This is a genomic window from Chroococcidiopsis sp. SAG 2025 (assembly GCF_032860985.1).
GTDB lineage: Bacteria > Cyanobacteriota > Cyanobacteriia > Cyanobacteriales > Chroococcidiopsidaceae > Chroococcidiopsis.
In genome coordinates this window covers 5905014-5919373 of the sequence record NZ_JAOCNC010000001.1, presented here as the reverse complement: position 1 = coordinate 5919373, position 14360 = coordinate 5905014, and the positions used below count along the sequence as shown (strand labels likewise).

Here is a 14360-nt window from a genome sequence, read left to right as displayed (position 1 = left end):
TCGCATCGGAAATCAAGCTAAGGGAGTAGGGAGCGCAAGGTTGCTGAGGGAGAAAAAAATTTAAAATCTTTACACCCCACACCCAGATAGCGCCAGTTGCTCATGGGGGGAACCCCAAGACCGCACTGGCTCCCCCACATCCTTTCTTCACTGATAACTGACAACTGACAATCAACTACCAACTACCCATTACCCATTACCATCTCTTCTTGTTGCTATTCGTAACTTAGCTGAGCGAGAGCGAGGATTTTGGGCTAGTTCATCTGTTTGAGCAATGAGTGGTTTTTTAGTAATAATTTGTAATAGCTCGGACGCTCGGAAGGCATTTTTGACAATCCGATCTTCTAAACTGTGAAAACTAATCACGATAATACTTCCCCCTGGTTTGAGCCAAGTTGGTGCTAGTTGCAGGAAATTTTCTAGGGAGGTTAGTTCGTCATTTATAGCAATTCGCAATGCTTGAAACACGCGGGTAGCAGGGTGGATCGATTTTTGGCGCGTCTGAGAACGCGATTTTCCATGACGATATGCACCAGGAACAGCAGAGGCGATCGCAGCAGCTAGTTCTGTCGTCGTATGAAACGGGCGTTTTTCCACGATCCGCCGCGCAATCCGGCGCGAAAATCTTTCCTCGCCATAGTGAAAGAAAATATCTGCTAGTTTTTTTTCATCCCAGGTGTTAATCGCTTCCGCCGCTGTCAGCGATTGGCGATCGTCCATGCGCATATCTAGGGGTGCGTCATGGCGAAAACTAAAGCCTCTTGCCGCTGTATCAAATTGGTAAGAACTTACACCTAAATCGGCGATAATACCATCAAAAGTTGCGTTTTGAGGGGTGTAAGTCGCGAAATTACTCCGTAAAAATTGTACTCGATCGCCAAATTCTGCTAATTGAGTTTGGGCTGCGGCGATCGCGGCTGCATCGCGATCGAGTGCTGTTAGCTTCACATCTGGCGCAGCTTGCAAAATTAGCCTGCTATGACCCCCACCTCCGACGGTAGCATCTAGATAGTGTCCCCCCGCTCGCACTGCCAAACCAGCGATTAACTCTCGGCTCAATACAGGAACGTGGCTGAATGTAGCTGGTTCTAGGATTTCTGGTTCTAGTGCATCTGGTTCTAGCGGTGTGGGGGTAACATTCATTTGGAGGTTGTTTGTTTAGTATTTTTTAGTTTGGTGTAAATCGTTGCTCCCTCTATTTTGCCGATTTTTTTCTCTAGGTCGCGAGTACTATCGTTGAAAATAACGACGATCGCTTCCGCTGAAATTTCTCGTATAAGTACACAGACACAATGCCTACACCATATCCCCGCGATTTAATTGGTTACGGTCGTACCCCTCCCGATCCCCAATGGCAAGGACAAGCCCGCGTAGCGGTTCAATTTGTCATTAACTACGAAGAAGGTGGAGAGAACTGCATTCTACATGGAGATATGGCTTCTGAAGCCTTTCTGTCAGAAATCATTGGCGCAGAACCCCTAGCAGGGGCGCGGCACATGAATATTGAGTCGATGTATGAATATGGCAGTCGGGCGGGGTTTTGGCGGCTGTATCGGCTGTTTACGCAAAGGGGGATTCCCGTTACGGTATACGGGGTAGCAATGGCGTTAGAACGCAACCCCGCAGCAGTAGCCGCCATGCAAGAAGCGAATTGGGAAATTGCCAGCCACGGCTATCGCTGGATTGACTATAAATATTTTGGCGAGGATTTGGAACGAGAACATTTACAAAAAGCGATCGCCATTCATACCCAAGCAACGGGAAGCCGTCCCCTCGGCTGGTATACGGGACGAAATAGCCCGCATACGCGCAAGTTGGTAGTAGAAGAAGGCGGGTTTCTCTACGACTCCGACAGCTACGCCGACGATCTACCTTACTGGGTGCATGACTACGGTAAACCCCATCTCGTCATTCCTTATACCTTAGATAACAACGACATGCGTTTTGCGACGGCGCAAGGATTTAATTCAGGCGATCAATTCTTTGCCTATCTGCGCGATGCTTTTGATGTTTTGTACGCCGAGGGAGAAACAGCCCCCAAAATGATGAGTATTGGGTTGCATTGTCGCCTTGTCGGTAGACCTGGTAGGACTGCGGCTTTAGCACGTTTCCTCGATTATATTCAGCAGCGCGATCGCGTTTGGATCTGTCGCCGCATCGACATTGCCCGTCACTGGCACGAACATCATCAACCCAAATAGTTAATGGCTAATGGCTAATTGTTAATTGCAATGAACGATTAACCATCAACTATTAACTATTAGCCACTCTTGCGGTATTATAGAAAGTTTGCAGTCTTCTAATGCTTGCCCCCAAGGAGTTACTTTTATGGCTCGGATGTACTATGACACAGATGCCAATTTAGATTTATTAGCGCAGAAAACAGTTGCAATTATCGGCTACGGTTCGCAAGGTCATGCCCACGCCCTCAATCTCAAAGATAGTGGTATAAATGTCATAGTCGGGCTATATCCTGGTAGCAAGTCAGCGGAAAAAGCAAAAGCTGCGGGCTTAACAGTATATCCAGTTGCTGAGGCAGCACAAAAAGCAGACTTAATTATGATTCTGCTGCCGGATGAAGTGCAAAAAAGCGTTTACCAACAAGAAATTGCCCCGCATTTGAAAGAAGGTAAAGTCTTAGCTTTTGCCCACGGATTCAACATTCACTTCGCTCAGGTCGTGCCTCCTGCGGATGTAGATGTCGTCATGGTTGCACCGAAGGGACCAGGGCATTTGGTGCGGCGGACATACGAACAAGGACAAGGCGTACCCTGTTTGTTTGCCGTATATCAGGATGCTAGCGGACAAGCTCGCGATCGCGCTATGGCTTACGCTAAAGGTATCGGTGGAACTCGCGCTGGTATTCTCGAAACCACATTTAGAGAAGAGACAGAAACCGATTTATTTGGCGAACAAGCAGTATTGTGCGGTGGTTTGAGTGCGTTAATTAAAGCAGGTTTTGAAACGTTAGTTGATGCTGGTTATCAACCAGAGTTGGCTTATTTTGAATGTCTGCATGAAGTCAAATTAATTGTTGACTTAATTGTAGAGGGTGGTTTGGCAAAAATGCGCGACAGCATTTCCAACACTGCCGAATATGGCGATTATACTCGCGGACCCCGCATCGTCACCGAGCAGACCAAAGCAGAAATGAAGAAAGTCTTGCAAGAAATTCAATCCGGTCAATTTGCGCGGGAATTTGTATTAGAAAACCAAGCTGGTAAACCAGGATTTACTGCCACGCGCCGTCAAGAAGCAGAACATCCAATTGAGGAAGTTGGCAAAGATTTACGTGCCATGTTTAGTTGGATGAAGCAGGATTAACGATCTCCCTAAATCCCCCTTAACAAGGGGGACTTTTAAAACGGAGATCCCCCTAAATCCCCCTTGACAAGGGGGACTTCTAAAACGTAGACTCTTATAATTCCCCTTAACAAGGGGAACTTGAAAAAACAGAGTTATCTCTTAATCCCCCTTAAAAAAAGGGAAAATTATTCTTACCTCCCCCTAAACAAGGGAAAAAAGCAATTCTTAGCCCCCCTTTTTAAGGGGGTTGGGGATCTCTTATGCCGTAGTCAAAAAGTAAATTGGTATTAAGTAATATCTTTAAGTTTAGACTCTGAATTCCTCCGAATCTGTAGTCCAATCCACCGCATGAATTGCTTCCCTCACTGAGTTAATATCAGGTGACACGCGCCTTATATGAATGCTACCCGTGCTGGAATCTGTCGTTTTTACAAAGTGAATTGGCTGCTTGTGAGGTTCTATCGTCCAAAAGAATCTATCAATTTCTTCATTCAGATTGATTTTTAATAGAGTATATTCTTGCCAAGTATCTAATTGGATTGCATCTAATTCTTGGCACATGCGCGTGTAACCGATTCCTTGAATCAGAACTTGCCGCAATTCTGCATCTTCTGCTTCTAACAACCATTGTGACTGCCATCCTTTAGATGATATTTTTCCATATTTTTCAGGAATCCAATCACCGTGGTAGGCATATACGCTAAATCCGTCAACAAACTGAATCGCAGGTTTTCCTTCACCATGAATGCGCCCTTCGCTATCAAATAAGATTTTACTGGGGCGATCGCAAATAATACAAGTTTCTTCAAAAAAATAAATCCAGCCGCAATGTTGACTCAAAGATTGAAACACTGACCATTTTTCTCGATCGCAAGTGCAATTTAAAATAGAGAAACAAAAATCTAGATAGAGTTCTGAAACTATTCCTGAAGAAGATGAATAACAAGGAATGCTGTAGGATAAATTACCCCGTTTGCGGAGAGGTATTTGTTTAGCTAATAAACTACTTAAAAGGGTAATGTTATCGATTTGTGGATAGACTAAGAGTAAAGGAGCAAAATCTAGGAGTAGGCTAGTTTAGTATGACAGTTTTAGTGGCGGTTCGTTGTCCCCATTGCCAAAGTAGTGAAGTAGTTAGGCATGGAAAATCAACTAATGGCAAGCAACGCTTCCGTTGTCTGGAACCAGAATGCCCATATCAGACTTTTAGCTTGAACTCTGCTTACCCTGGACGGAACCGAGAAGTAAAGCAGCAAATAGTGGAGATGACACTCAATGGGAGTGGAGTAAGAGATATTGCCAGGGTTTTGCGTATCAGCACCTCAACAGTTATTCGGGAATTAAAAAAAACGCTTACCTCAAACCCGTTAACCAAAAGCTATTAAGCCAACTCCAGCCAGAGCAAGTCGAGGTAATATTTGAAAAAGTAGAAGTTGAATCAGAACTTGGGATTGAGGAATCCGAGCTAGATGAAATGTGGAGTTATGTAGGCAAGAAAACTAATCCCAGATGGTTATGGCATGCAATTGACCGCCGAACTGGTCAGGTCTTAGCGTATGTATTCGGTAGGCGTAAGGATGAAGTGTTTCTTCAACTCAAAAGCTACTTGAACCCTTTGGTATCAAAAAGTTCTGTACTGATGCATGGGGTGCCTACCAAAGACATCTACCAGCACAAATGCATGAAGTGGGTAAACGGAAGACTCAAAGGATTGAGCGCAAACATCTTCGACTCAGAACTAGAATCAAGCGACTTGCGCGTAGGACTATTTGTTTTTCCAAATCTGAGGAGATGCACGATTTAGTGATTGGTCTATTCATCAATTGCTATGAGTTTGGACTACCAATTTAGGGACAAACAACAAATTGACAACATCACCCTTAAAAGCTCTACTACTTGCTTAAATTTACTAGCTAGTTGCTGACGTATTTGAATTTCAAGCCGATCGTCTAATTGACTTACAATTTGATTTTCAAGCTGAAATAAAAGTTGATTTCCTATAATTTTTAATGATTGGTTTGATAGTAGCTCATCTAATGCTGCTGTAGCTCCATGAGGACTATCAAAAAAAATGATTTCTGGCTCTTTGGGAGAAGCTTGCTCTATTTTATATATTGCCTTCACTGCTTCAGCAGCTTTTTGGCGATCTATACGTTCGGTAGAAAATGCGATCTCTTTCCACTTTTCTTGATATACCGGAATTAAAGCTTCTTGTTCTGGAGTAAGTTCTGTAATTAATGTTGTAGATTTCTCTATGGAATTTCTACACTTGACATATTCTAATACTTGTTCTAATGCATTTTGTAGAGTAGCTTCAGGAGTATTTTCTGGTTTGAGCGTGTCTTGTAACTCTTCTGTAGAAGATTTTTGGGAGAAATTGTTTGGTTCAGTAAATGCTTTCATAGAGTCAAAAGCATTTTGAAATAGGAATTGAAACATTTCTTCGGGAGGCGTTTCCTGATTTTGAGGATTATCCGATGGCATTTCTGGCATTTTTAGTTACTATTCACGTAAGATCGAGCGTAAGTATACTATGTATCATTTTAAACATAGAATATTTATGTTTGTAGGTCATTGCGATTTTTGGCAAAACTCTACCATTACTAACCGCCCTCAGTACCGGATACATTCAACCTTGTGAAGTTGTCTTTAATACAGGTTCGTTTGAAAACTATTTACCAAACATTCGACACTGGTGTTAGGGAGTAAGCGCGATAACTTCATTTAGCTCCGCTAACGCCAGATACTAAGATAAAATTTTCAAGCCATAGTTCAAGCGATAAAATGCGATCGCACTTTAAACCCATGCAAGTTAACTGGCAAACTGCCAAAACCTACGAAGACATCCTCTATCACAAAACAGACGGAATCGCCAAAATTACCATCAACCGTCCCCACAAGCGCAACGCCTTTCGTCCCAAAACTATCTTTGAAATGTACGATGCATTTTGCGATGCGAGGGAAGACAGGAATATTGGCGTTATTCTTCTCACAGGTGCTGGACCTCATACCGATGGTAAATATGCCTTCTGTGCGGGCGGCGACCAAAGCGTTAGGGGTAAAGCTGGCTATGTCGATGATGAAGGAACTCCCCGCTTAAATGTCCTAGATTTACAACGCTTGATCCGTTCTGTGCCCAAAGTTGTCATTGCTTTGGTAGCTGGATATGCGATTGGGGGGGGACACGTCCTACATGTCGTTTGCGACCTCACTATCGCCGCTGATAATGCCATATTCGGACAGACTGGTCCCAAAGTCGGGAGTTTTGACGGTGGATTTGGGGCTAGCTATCTAGCGCGAATTGTGGGACAAAAAAAGGCACGAGAAATTTGGTTTCTCTGCCGTCAATATACTGCTACCGAAGCCTTAGAAATGGGTTTAGTTAACTGCGTCGTTCCCGTCGAACAACTAGAAGCAGAAGGAATTCAATGGGCAAGTGAAATTTTACAAAAAAGCCCCTTGGCAATCCGCTGTCTCAAAGCCGCTTTCAATGCTGATTGTGACGGACAAGCAGGCTTGCAAGAACTGGCAGGCAATGCCACTTTACTCTACTACATGACAGAAGAAGGAACCGAAGGCAAACAGGCATTTTTAGAAAAGCGCCAACCAGATTTTCGCCAATATCCTTGGTTGCCTTAATCTTAAGTTGTAGAGACGCGCCATACTATGTCTCTACAACTTTTAATCTAGTTCAATTAAAAAATCGCATCACTGAAATTGGGATGCGATGTAGGTTTTAAAATGATTGATTGAATTTTTTTTAAATTAAATTAGGAGCGGAAAGAGCGTTACATAAAGATACAACTATGCTAGTAACGCCTGTTGCTGTCTCTGAATACGAACGTGGCTGAACTCTGTTTCTAGTAACTCAGGCTCAGGCAGTTTGAGAGTAGTTGCGACAGGAGCAGCAGCAAGCACTGAAGCAGAAGTCAAAGACATCATTTCTTCTACTAAACTATCCCAATTGGAAGCAAAAGCAGTTACAGCTAAACTACAAGCTTTCCAATTGCCCTGAACTGGCACTTCGAGAATCTGACACTTACCTCCTCGCCGTCCTTCTGGCTGGTAGTGCTGACAATAACGACAGGCAGAAGTTGCAGGATTGCAGCTGGTCATATAAGTAGCTGTTGTGGATGGGTCTACAGCATTTATTTTGCCTCTAGGGTTTTAGGGACTCAGAGGCATCAACTGAAGAATCACTCTAGGTTCTAGCGATCTCAAAGCCAAAAATAACTTTAGAATTTATTTAGACTTGTCCCAGAAGGCTCAAATAATAACTACTTAAATTCAAGCCAAAACAATTGGGGATCAATCGGAAGAAAATCTTAAACTCGTAAAACCTACATTGACTTTCACAAAGAAAAATGCTCTAAAAGCGCGAAACTGAAGAGAGAATTTTAGCCTACAGTAAATTTACTACAAATAATCTCGCCTCTGTCTCTAGAGGTATTTTAGGACTTAAATAAATAGTGAAAGAAGATCCTAATAAGAGTAGCTTTTGATGAAATGCCAGCAGCAATTCCTACCACTGCTTGACAGCACAAATCGAACAAACTCCCCATCGCTCCAGTTCGCCTACAGGTGTATGACAGTGACACTGGGGGCATAAGGGTAAGTGACGCGATCGCGTTTGTGTAACTTCAGTCCAGTGTCTAAACGCTGCTTGAGGATGGCGAAAGCGCAGCTGGCGATCGCCCTTTGCGGCTGAATCGTTGCCAACCCAACTCGGGTGATCGCACCCTAACCCAGAAGAAGTGCGATCGCCAATTAATGAATCCTGTTTTGCCAGCTGCTGCCACTGAGCGCTAGAAAAGCGAATATCTAGCAAAGGTTGCGGTAATTGAGCATTTAACTTCTCTAAAATCCGCTGTCGTCTGAAAGCGAGTTCTTGCGCCCAGACAGCACTAGAAGTCGCGACCCAGAGAACTTGTCTTTGAATGGAAACTGGGCGAGTATGAGTAGCGACCATTGCCCCAACAGCCTCAACCCAGCACTTTAATACCCTTTGAAGCGGCTGCTCTTGCCAGCGACTTTCCTGTTTGATGGAGTTTAGTATATTGCCTAAAGGATTGAGGGACATATGAAGTCGGAAGTCAGAAGTCAGAATTCAGAAGTCGGGGACAAGGAAGCAGAGGAGCAGAGGAGAAACTCTATCGCCTCTCGCCTGAGTCATCGATAACTAATAACTGTTAACTGAATCTCAGGTAAGAAGGTACGATACCATGTGTTTAATACTCTAACTAAATTAGTCGTTGAGCAATTTAGCTTTTGCCAGTGACGGGTTGGAGGAATTTAGCTTTAAGTCAGAACAACACCAATTAAGTCGTTCATCAGAATGGAGAGCTGTCATGGGATTGATTGACCGCATCCTCAGAGTTATTCGCGCTAACTTTAATGCCTTGGTTGGGCAAGCGGAAGATCCAGAAAAAATTCTGGAGCAAACGGTCATGGATATGCAGGAAGATTTAGTTCAACTGCGACAGGCTGTAGCACAGGCGATCGCTACCCAAAAGCGCACCGAAAGACAGGCTCACCAAGCTCAGTCTAACTCTGAAGAATGGTATCGTCGCGCTCAACTTGCCCTACAGCAAGGGAACGACGTGTTAGCACGGGAAGCACTGACGCGCCGCAAATCCTATCAAGACACGGCTACTGCCCTCACAGCCCAAATCGAACAGCAAAATAATATCGTCGTCAGGCTGAAGAAAGATTTGCAAACACTGGAGAGCAAAATTTCTGAAGCGCGGACTAAGAAAGATATGTATATCGCTAGGGCGCGATCGGCGCAAGCTACTCAAAGACTGAATGAAGTGCTAGGGGGTGTAAATACAACTAGTTCTCTGGGTGCGTTCGAGCGGATGGAAGAAAAAGTTTTGCAACTAGAAGCCCAATCAGAGGCGATCGCCGAATTAAGTAGCGACGACTTGCAAAAACAATTCGCTGCCCTAGAAGCCAGCAGCGACATCGATTCTGAACTTGCCAATATGAAAGCACAACTTTCAGGACAAACACCCCCGCCGCAATTACCGAAAAGCGAGCAGTGACCGACTATCCACAAGCTCTGGCTATAACAAAATACCTTACTTAATATGCACTGTTTTACTGTTTGCTGCTTTGTCGGTCGCTGATAACTGATAACTGATAACTGTATATAGGGCATATGTTAAGAATAAAAGCAGAGATGAATTAACTTTGCTTTGAGCAAACATAAATCATTCGTGCTGCGCCAGCACTCGCTACCTACTACTCAAACCGTGAACTCCGAAGGAAAAGCACAATTATGGGATTATTTGACCGGATTAGCAGGGTTGTCAAATCTAACCTCAACGATTTAGTCAGCAAGGCAGAAGATCCAGAAAAAATTCTAGAGCAAGCGCTTCTAGAAATGCAGGAAGATTTAATTCAGTTGCGGCAAGGTGTTGCTCAAGCGATCGCTGCCCAGAAACGTACCGAACAGCAATACAAACAAAACCAAAATGAATCAGAAAGGTGGGATCGTAACGCCCGTCTAGCTTTGCAAAAAGGCGATGAAAACTTAGCTCGGCAAGCCCTAGAGCGCAAGAAAAATTATCTTGAAACGGCAAATACGCTCAAAGCTACTTTAGATGGACAAGTCACTCAAATTGATACCCTCAAGCGCAACCTGATTGCTTTGGAAAGTAAAATTTCTGAGGCGAAGACGAAAAAAGATATGCTCAAAGCACGTAGTTCTGCTGCTAAAGCGCAGGAACAACTACAAGGCACAGTTGGACGCTTAGGTACTAGCAGTGCTATGGCAGCCTTCGAGCGGATGGAAGAAAAAGTCATGATGCAAGAAGCCCGGGCGCAGGCGGTTGGAGAACTAGCTGGGAACGATCTAGAAAGCCAATTTGCTGCATTAGAAGCTGGTAGCGATGTCGATGACGAACTAGCAGCATTAAAAGCTCAAATGTCTCTAGGTCCAGCAACATCATCAAATCAACCTTCTCTACCACAAGCAAACGAGCAGTCAACTGCTGCCAAAAATCCAGTTGTGGATGCAGAGTTAGAAGACTTGAAAAAACAGTTGGATCAATTGTAAATCTTGGCAATGAAGGACAAGGGAGACAAGGGGAGAATTCAAAATTCAAAATTCAAAATTAAAATTTAAAATGACTCCTGGCTCCTGTACGGGCGGGTTTTGAGCCTAGATTTCCGGCTGAAGTTGTTTATCTATTTGCGCGCACCCGCCCCTACGACTCCTGATAACTGATAACCGTTCACTGTTTGCTGATGACGCTGACATGGCGATCGCGAGCGTCTCCTGTTTTGTACACGTAATGGAAAGCTTGGCGATCGCCCAATACCTCCGCCCGTAAAAACAGCGCACTCCAACGCGCTACAGTTTCGACTGCCCGCGATTGCTCGATTTGTGGTTTGTTTGAGTCGGGAATTGGACCTGGTGGATTATTGGTATTGGTAATGCCGTAGTGGTTGGCACCTGAAACGGTAATCAGAGCTTTGGGAGGAGATTGAATATTGGCATAAGTAGCTTGCGCCCTTTGTGGTAAAGCGATACTGTCGCGATCGCCTTGAATCAGAGCAATCGGAATACCAGCATTTTTGATGGGAATATACTCTTGAGTTGCTGGGTCGCGCAGACTTGTGCCAAAAAATGCCCCACCTACAAGCTCTTTAGGACGTTTGAAGGAACCCTCACACGTAACAGGAATAATACACAAGTTGCCGATCGCAGATAAACCGACAGCACCACCAGCAGAGTGACCGAGTAATGTCAGCTTTTGAGGATCGACAATCTTCGCAATTGGTGTGGAGTTGGACTTTTCTATTTTAATTTGGTTTAAAACCGCGTCGATTTGAGAAGTATCCGGCAGCAGCCCTGTAAATCCAAATTGAGGCAGCGATCGCTGTTGATTGGGAACGACTACAACAAACCCATAACTAGCGACAATTCTGGCGAAATCGCTATAACTAGACTTATCAACATTTGCTCCTGGCAGCAGTAAGGCAACGGGAAATCGCTGTCGCCCCTGCTCTTTAGGAGGCTGTTGGGGATAATATATGTCTGCTGGATTTTGATTCGCCGCGATCGTCGTACTGTAACTGGCAACTCGCTCGAATAAAGGTGTTGGTGTTACTGGTGCAGTTCGAGCGCTGCTAGTTCTGCCTACACCTGTGACAATAGCGATCGCTAACGCAGTCAAAGCCCATTTTCGTCGCATAGCAGTAAAACTCATACAAATCCTCTGGAATCACTGTCGATCGCCAAGACAATTCAAAGGGCTAGATAGAATACTATGAGTACTACACCTGCAACCGATGAATTTTTGGAAAACTGGGCATTTATGTTTAAACCAGTTTGGTCATTAGTCATCGGTCAGTAGCGATCGGTCATTGATAACTGATAACTGATAACTTTGTACAGACGTTACATGTAACGTCTCTACACTGATAACTGATAACTGATAATAGTTGAGTGGTAAAAGAGGCTGTTAAGGAATAGTCACATGAGCAACGCAATTCAGATCGCAGACAAAGAGTTTGAAACAGAAGTTGTAAAAGCTGACCGACCCGTATTGATCTACTTCTGGGCTTCTTGGTGTGGTCCTTGCCGATTGATGTCACCTGCTATTGATTGGGTCGCTGAGAACTATAGCGATCGCCTCAAGGTCGTGAAAATGGAAGTCGATCCTAACCCTGCTACAGTCAAGCTGTACAAAGTAGAAGGAGTCCCTGCCCTGCGCTTAATTCACGGTACGGAGGTCATTGCTGCTTCCGAAGGAGCGCTGAGCAAACAAAAAATTACCGATATGTTAGATACCTATTTGCAGCAATAAGAAACTTGTACGGGCGCACGGCTGTCCGCCTCTACCTACTCCCCAAAAAATTATGCAGTTTGCCAATCGTTTAGAGTGCTTGAAAGCAAATGTTTTTGCCGATATGGATCGGGCAAAGGCAAGAGCAGTATTAGCTGGGCGAGATGCGATCGACCTCTCCCTGGGTTCTGCCGATCTAGCCGCAGAAGCGCACGTTACAGAAGCGATCGCCCAATCTCTCCACGACCCCAAAACCCACGGATACTTACTTTTTCACGGCACTCAAAACTTTCGCCAAGCCGCAGCCCGCTGGTACGAGCAAAAATTCGGTATTGCTGTCGATCCACAAACTGAAGTTCTGCCCCTAATTGGCTCTCAAGAAGGGACAGCCCATCTACCTCTAGCCATACTCAACCCAGGAGACTTTGCTTTACTCCTCGATCCTGGCTATCCTTCCCATGCTGGCGGAGTCTACCTTGCTAGCGGTCAAATTTATCCCATGCCCCTGCTGGCAGAGAATAATTTTTTACCTGTTTTAGCCGACATTCCTGCCCCGGTATTAGCACAGGCGCGGATGATGGTACTGAGTTATCCCCACAACCCCACCACCGCCATCGCACCCCTTTCCTTCTTCCAAGAGGCAGTTGCCTTTTGCCAACAACACGATTTAGTCCTCGTCCACGATTTCCCCTATGTCGATTTGGTATTTGCAGAAAATGAGGAGTCGGGAGTCGTAGGGGCGGGTTTTATAGAGACACCTGGGCAATCGCAAACAAATCCCTGGTTAAACCCGCCCGTACAGGGGTCGGGAAGCAGTAATTCCCGAATTCCAAATTCCGAATTCCAAATTCCGAATTCGCTCCTAGCTCCTTCAATTTTGCAAGCCGATCCAGAGAAAAGCGTTTCGATTGAGTTTTTTACCCTTTCTAAGTCATATAACATGGGAGGCTTCCGCGTCGGCTATGCAATCGGTAATTCTCAACTGATTGCAGCTTTGCGCCAGGTGAAAGCCGCAGTCGATTTTAATCAATATCGAGGAATATTAAATGGGGCGATCGCTGCTTTGAGTGGCGACCAAACTGGAGTGCAAAGAATGGTAGAAACTTTTCGCCAACGCCGCGATCGCTTTGTGAGTGCTTTGCATCGTATTGGCTGGCAAGTTTCCATCCCTCAAGCAACCATGTATATCTGGGCAAAACTACCTGCACCTTGGGATAGTGATTCTGTCAGCTTTTGCACCCAATTAGTAGAAGCGACTGGAGTTGCAGTTTCTCCCGGTGCTGGTTTTGGTAAATCTGGTGAAGGATACGTCCGTTTTGCTCTGGTTCAATCGCCTGATGTTTTAGAAACGGCTGTGGATCGGATCGCTCAATTCTTAAATGATTAGAGTAAAGATTAGAAAATTTTGGTAATTGCACCCTTGCTTGCTTCCGACACTCGCTAACTGCTCGCTTGGTGACAATTTGCCATTATACTTGTGCTTGATTATTATGAATGATAACTAGCTAAGTGATAACTAGTCGCAAGTGTAAATTCAGTTTTGTTTTAAATTGGTCTTCAATATAAAACTTTGAAGTGTGATACAAGCAACAACAGTTATTTAATTACACAAGTGAGCAACGCTGGATCGGTTGCACCAGCCAACCCTATTCCAAAACGAATTTTATTGGTTGAAGATAACTATCTCAATCGACAGATGTTGGAAGATTATCTAGTTTTTTGTGGATACCAGGTTTTGGGTTTAGCGGATGGCACTGGATTTTTTCAAGCTTTGGCTGACTTTCGACCCGAACTAATTTTATTGGACTTAAAGTTACCAGGTATTGACGGTTATACTTTACTCGAACAAAAGAGTTGCAGACAAGACTATCAAAGTATTCCAGTTATTGTGGTTTCTGCTTTTGCTTTCAAAGCCGACCGGCAGCGAGCTTTGAAGCTAGGTGCAAAGCGTTATTTTGTCAAGCCAGTCAGTTTGAGAGATTTGAAACAGGCAATAGAGGAAGAACTACAGCGATCGTAGAACCCCTTCTGAAATCATTCATCGCGCTGTTGCGTCACAAACTCCTCTACTGTCTGGCTGAGATTTTGTAAGTCCTGACCAATAACTGTGATTCGATCTTCGAGCTGTGCTAATAACAACACAGCTGTCTGAAGCTGATTGAGCGTGTTATCAATACCGTTTCGATAGTTCAGTTCAAATTCTTCTATATTCATAACTCAGCCTATTGCAGCAAACTCCTCAAATAACTTATCGTTTTT

The 14360-nt window shown here is 44.4% G+C and carries 16 protein-coding genes and 1 pseudogene; 10 read left to right on the top strand and 7 right to left on the bottom strand.

The features are described 5' to 3' along the window. Positions 1-189 precede the first annotated feature (189 nt). Positions 190-1143: a 16S rRNA (cytosine(1402)-N(4))-methyltransferase RsmH gene (gene rsmH, locus N4J56_RS28990; RefSeq protein WP_317109636.1), complete on the bottom strand. Its 954-nt coding sequence runs from the start codon at positions 1141-1143 to the stop codon at positions 190-192. Positions 1144-1292: 149 nt separating this feature from the next. On the opposite strand from rsmH, the gene puuE reads away from it, so the two are divergent. Together puuE and ilvC are read left to right on the top strand one after the other, a co-directional pair. Beyond that, complete coding sequence (puuE, locus tag N4J56_RS28985) at positions 1293-2201, top strand: allantoinase PuuE (protein ID WP_317109634.1); 909 nt, start codon at positions 1293-1295, stop codon at positions 2199-2201. Between the two features lie 127 nt (positions 2202-2328). Further along, positions 2329-3324: a ketol-acid reductoisomerase gene (ilvC, locus tag N4J56_RS28980; RefSeq protein ID WP_015157199.1), complete on the top strand. Its 996-nt coding sequence runs from the start codon at positions 2329-2331 to the stop codon at positions 3322-3324. A 288-nt stretch (positions 3325-3612) separates the two neighbouring features. On the opposite strand, the gene N4J56_RS28975 is transcribed toward ilvC, so the two are convergent. Then, entirely contained in the window at positions 3613-4158 is a 546-nt protein-coding gene (locus N4J56_RS28975) for a DUF6745 domain-containing protein (protein ID WP_317109632.1), read from the bottom strand. A gap of 230 nt (positions 4159-4388) precedes the next feature. Here N4J56_RS28975 and N4J56_RS41365 point away from each other — a divergent pair, with 230 nt between their 5' ends. Together N4J56_RS41365 and N4J56_RS41360 are read left to right on the top strand one after the other, a co-directional pair. Beyond that, a complete protein-coding gene (locus N4J56_RS41365; RefSeq protein ID WP_410500382.1) occupies positions 4389-4691 on the top strand; it encodes an IS1 family transposase in 303 nt (100 codons plus the stop codon). Between the two features lie 89 nt (positions 4692-4780). Beyond that, positions 4781-5157, top strand: a pseudogene (locus N4J56_RS41360) (IS1 family transposase). Here N4J56_RS41360 and N4J56_RS28965 read toward each other — a convergent pair. Next, the gene (locus tag N4J56_RS28965) at positions 5146-5799 is read right to left on the bottom strand and encodes a hypothetical protein (protein ID WP_317109631.1); all 654 of its coding nucleotides are present in this window, start codon (positions 5797-5799) and stop codon (positions 5146-5148) included. The pseudogene N4J56_RS41360 and the gene N4J56_RS28965 overlap by 12 nt on opposite strands. A gap of 312 nt (positions 5800-6111) precedes the next feature. Here N4J56_RS28965 and menB point away from each other — a divergent pair, with 312 nt between their 5' ends. Next, positions 6112-6945: a 1,4-dihydroxy-2-naphthoyl-CoA synthase gene (gene menB, locus N4J56_RS28960; protein ID WP_317109630.1), complete on the top strand. Its 834-nt coding sequence runs from the start codon at positions 6112-6114 to the stop codon at positions 6943-6945. Between the two features lie 165 nt (positions 6946-7110). On the opposite strand, the gene N4J56_RS28955 is transcribed toward menB, so the two are convergent. Together N4J56_RS28955 and N4J56_RS28950 are read right to left on the bottom strand one after the other, a co-directional pair. Beyond that, the gene (locus tag N4J56_RS28955; RefSeq protein WP_317109629.1) at positions 7111-7422 is read right to left on the bottom strand and encodes a hypothetical protein; all 312 of its coding nucleotides are present in this window, start codon (positions 7420-7422) and stop codon (positions 7111-7113) included. 406 nt (positions 7423-7828) lie between these two features. Continuing rightward, positions 7829-8386: a DUF721 domain-containing protein gene (locus N4J56_RS28950; RefSeq protein WP_317109628.1), complete on the bottom strand. Its 558-nt coding sequence runs from the start codon at positions 8384-8386 to the stop codon at positions 7829-7831. A 268-nt stretch (positions 8387-8654) separates the two neighbouring features. Here N4J56_RS28950 and N4J56_RS28945 point away from each other — a divergent pair, with 268 nt between their 5' ends. Together N4J56_RS28945 and N4J56_RS28940 are read left to right on the top strand one after the other, a co-directional pair. Beyond that, entirely contained in the window at positions 8655-9350 is a 696-nt protein-coding gene (locus N4J56_RS28945; RefSeq protein ID WP_410500624.1) for a PspA/IM30 family protein, read from the top strand. Positions 9351-9586: 236 nt separating this feature from the next. Continuing rightward, positions 9587-10366, top strand: coding sequence for a PspA/IM30 family protein (locus N4J56_RS28940; protein ID WP_039713435.1), 780 nt, complete (start codon positions 9587-9589; stop codon positions 10364-10366). A 178-nt stretch (positions 10367-10544) separates the two neighbouring features. Here the strand turns inward: N4J56_RS28940 and N4J56_RS28935 are convergent, their stop codons facing one another. Then, positions 10545-11522, bottom strand: coding sequence for a chlorophyllase/cutinase-like alpha/beta fold protein (locus N4J56_RS28935; protein ID WP_317109626.1), 978 nt, complete (start codon positions 11520-11522; stop codon positions 10545-10547). Between the two features lie 270 nt (positions 11523-11792). On the opposite strand from N4J56_RS28935, the gene N4J56_RS28930 reads away from it, so the two are divergent. From N4J56_RS28930 to N4J56_RS28920, 3 genes are all read left to right on the top strand, one after another. Further along, positions 11793-12122 carry a thioredoxin family protein gene (locus N4J56_RS28930; protein WP_317109624.1) on the top strand — a complete coding sequence of 110 codons (330 nt, stop codon included), beginning with the start codon at positions 11793-11795 and terminating at the stop codon, positions 12120-12122. A 52-nt stretch (positions 12123-12174) separates the two neighbouring features. Continuing rightward, a complete protein-coding gene (locus N4J56_RS28925; protein ID WP_317109623.1) occupies positions 12175-13488 on the top strand; it encodes an LL-diaminopimelate aminotransferase in 1314 nt (437 codons plus the stop codon). A gap of 225 nt (positions 13489-13713) precedes the next feature. After that, positions 13714-14121: a response regulator gene (locus tag N4J56_RS28920; RefSeq protein ID WP_317109622.1), complete on the top strand. Its 408-nt coding sequence runs from the start codon at positions 13714-13716 to the stop codon at positions 14119-14121. Positions 14122-14135: 14 nt separating this feature from the next. Here N4J56_RS28920 and N4J56_RS28915 read toward each other — a convergent pair whose 3' ends face one another. Continuing rightward, a complete protein-coding gene (locus N4J56_RS28915) occupies positions 14136-14315 on the bottom strand; it encodes a hypothetical protein (protein ID WP_317109621.1) in 180 nt (59 codons plus the stop codon). Between the last annotated feature and the right edge of the window lie 45 nt (positions 14316-14360).

Bases quoted from the DNA above. Each gene is read 5' to 3' on its own strand.
- N4J56_RS28950 (WP_317109628.1), bottom strand. From the start codon at position 8,386: ATGTCCCTCAATCCTTTAGGCAATATACTAAACTCCATCAAACAGGAA.
- N4J56_RS28925 (WP_317109623.1), top strand. From the start codon at position 12,175: ATGCAGTTTGCCAATCGTTTAGAGTGCTTGAAAGCAAATGTTTTTGCC.
- rsmH (WP_317109636.1), bottom strand. From the start codon at position 1,143: ATGAATGTTACCCCCACACCGCTAGAACCAGATGCACTAGAACCAGAA.
- menB (WP_317109630.1), top strand. From the start codon at position 6,112: ATGCAAGTTAACTGGCAAACTGCCAAAACCTACGAAGACATCCTCTAT.
- N4J56_RS28945 (WP_410500624.1), top strand. From the start codon at position 8,655: ATGGGATTGATTGACCGCATCCTCAGAGTTATTCGCGCTAACTTTAAT.
- N4J56_RS28930 (WP_317109624.1), top strand. From the start codon at position 11,793: ATGAGCAACGCAATTCAGATCGCAGACAAAGAGTTTGAAACAGAAGTT.
- N4J56_RS28965 (WP_317109631.1), bottom strand. From the start codon at position 5,799: ATGCCAGAAATGCCATCGGATAATCCTCAAAATCAGGAAACGCCTCCC.
- N4J56_RS28940 (WP_039713435.1), top strand. From the start codon at position 9,587: ATGGGATTATTTGACCGGATTAGCAGGGTTGTCAAATCTAACCTCAAC.
- N4J56_RS41365 (WP_410500382.1), top strand. From the start codon at position 4,389: ATGACAGTTTTAGTGGCGGTTCGTTGTCCCCATTGCCAAAGTAGTGAA.
- puuE (WP_317109634.1), top strand. From the start codon at position 1,293: ATGCCTACACCATATCCCCGCGATTTAATTGGTTACGGTCGTACCCCT.
- ilvC (WP_015157199.1), top strand. From the start codon at position 2,329: ATGGCTCGGATGTACTATGACACAGATGCCAATTTAGATTTATTAGCG.
- N4J56_RS28955 (WP_317109629.1), bottom strand. From the start codon at position 7,422: ATGACCAGCTGCAATCCTGCAACTTCTGCCTGTCGTTATTGTCAGCAC.
- N4J56_RS28935 (WP_317109626.1), bottom strand. From the start codon at position 11,522: ATGAGTTTTACTGCTATGCGACGAAAATGGGCTTTGACTGCGTTAGCG.
- N4J56_RS28915 (WP_317109621.1), bottom strand. From the start codon at position 14,315: ATGAATATAGAAGAATTTGAACTGAACTATCGAAACGGTATTGATAAC.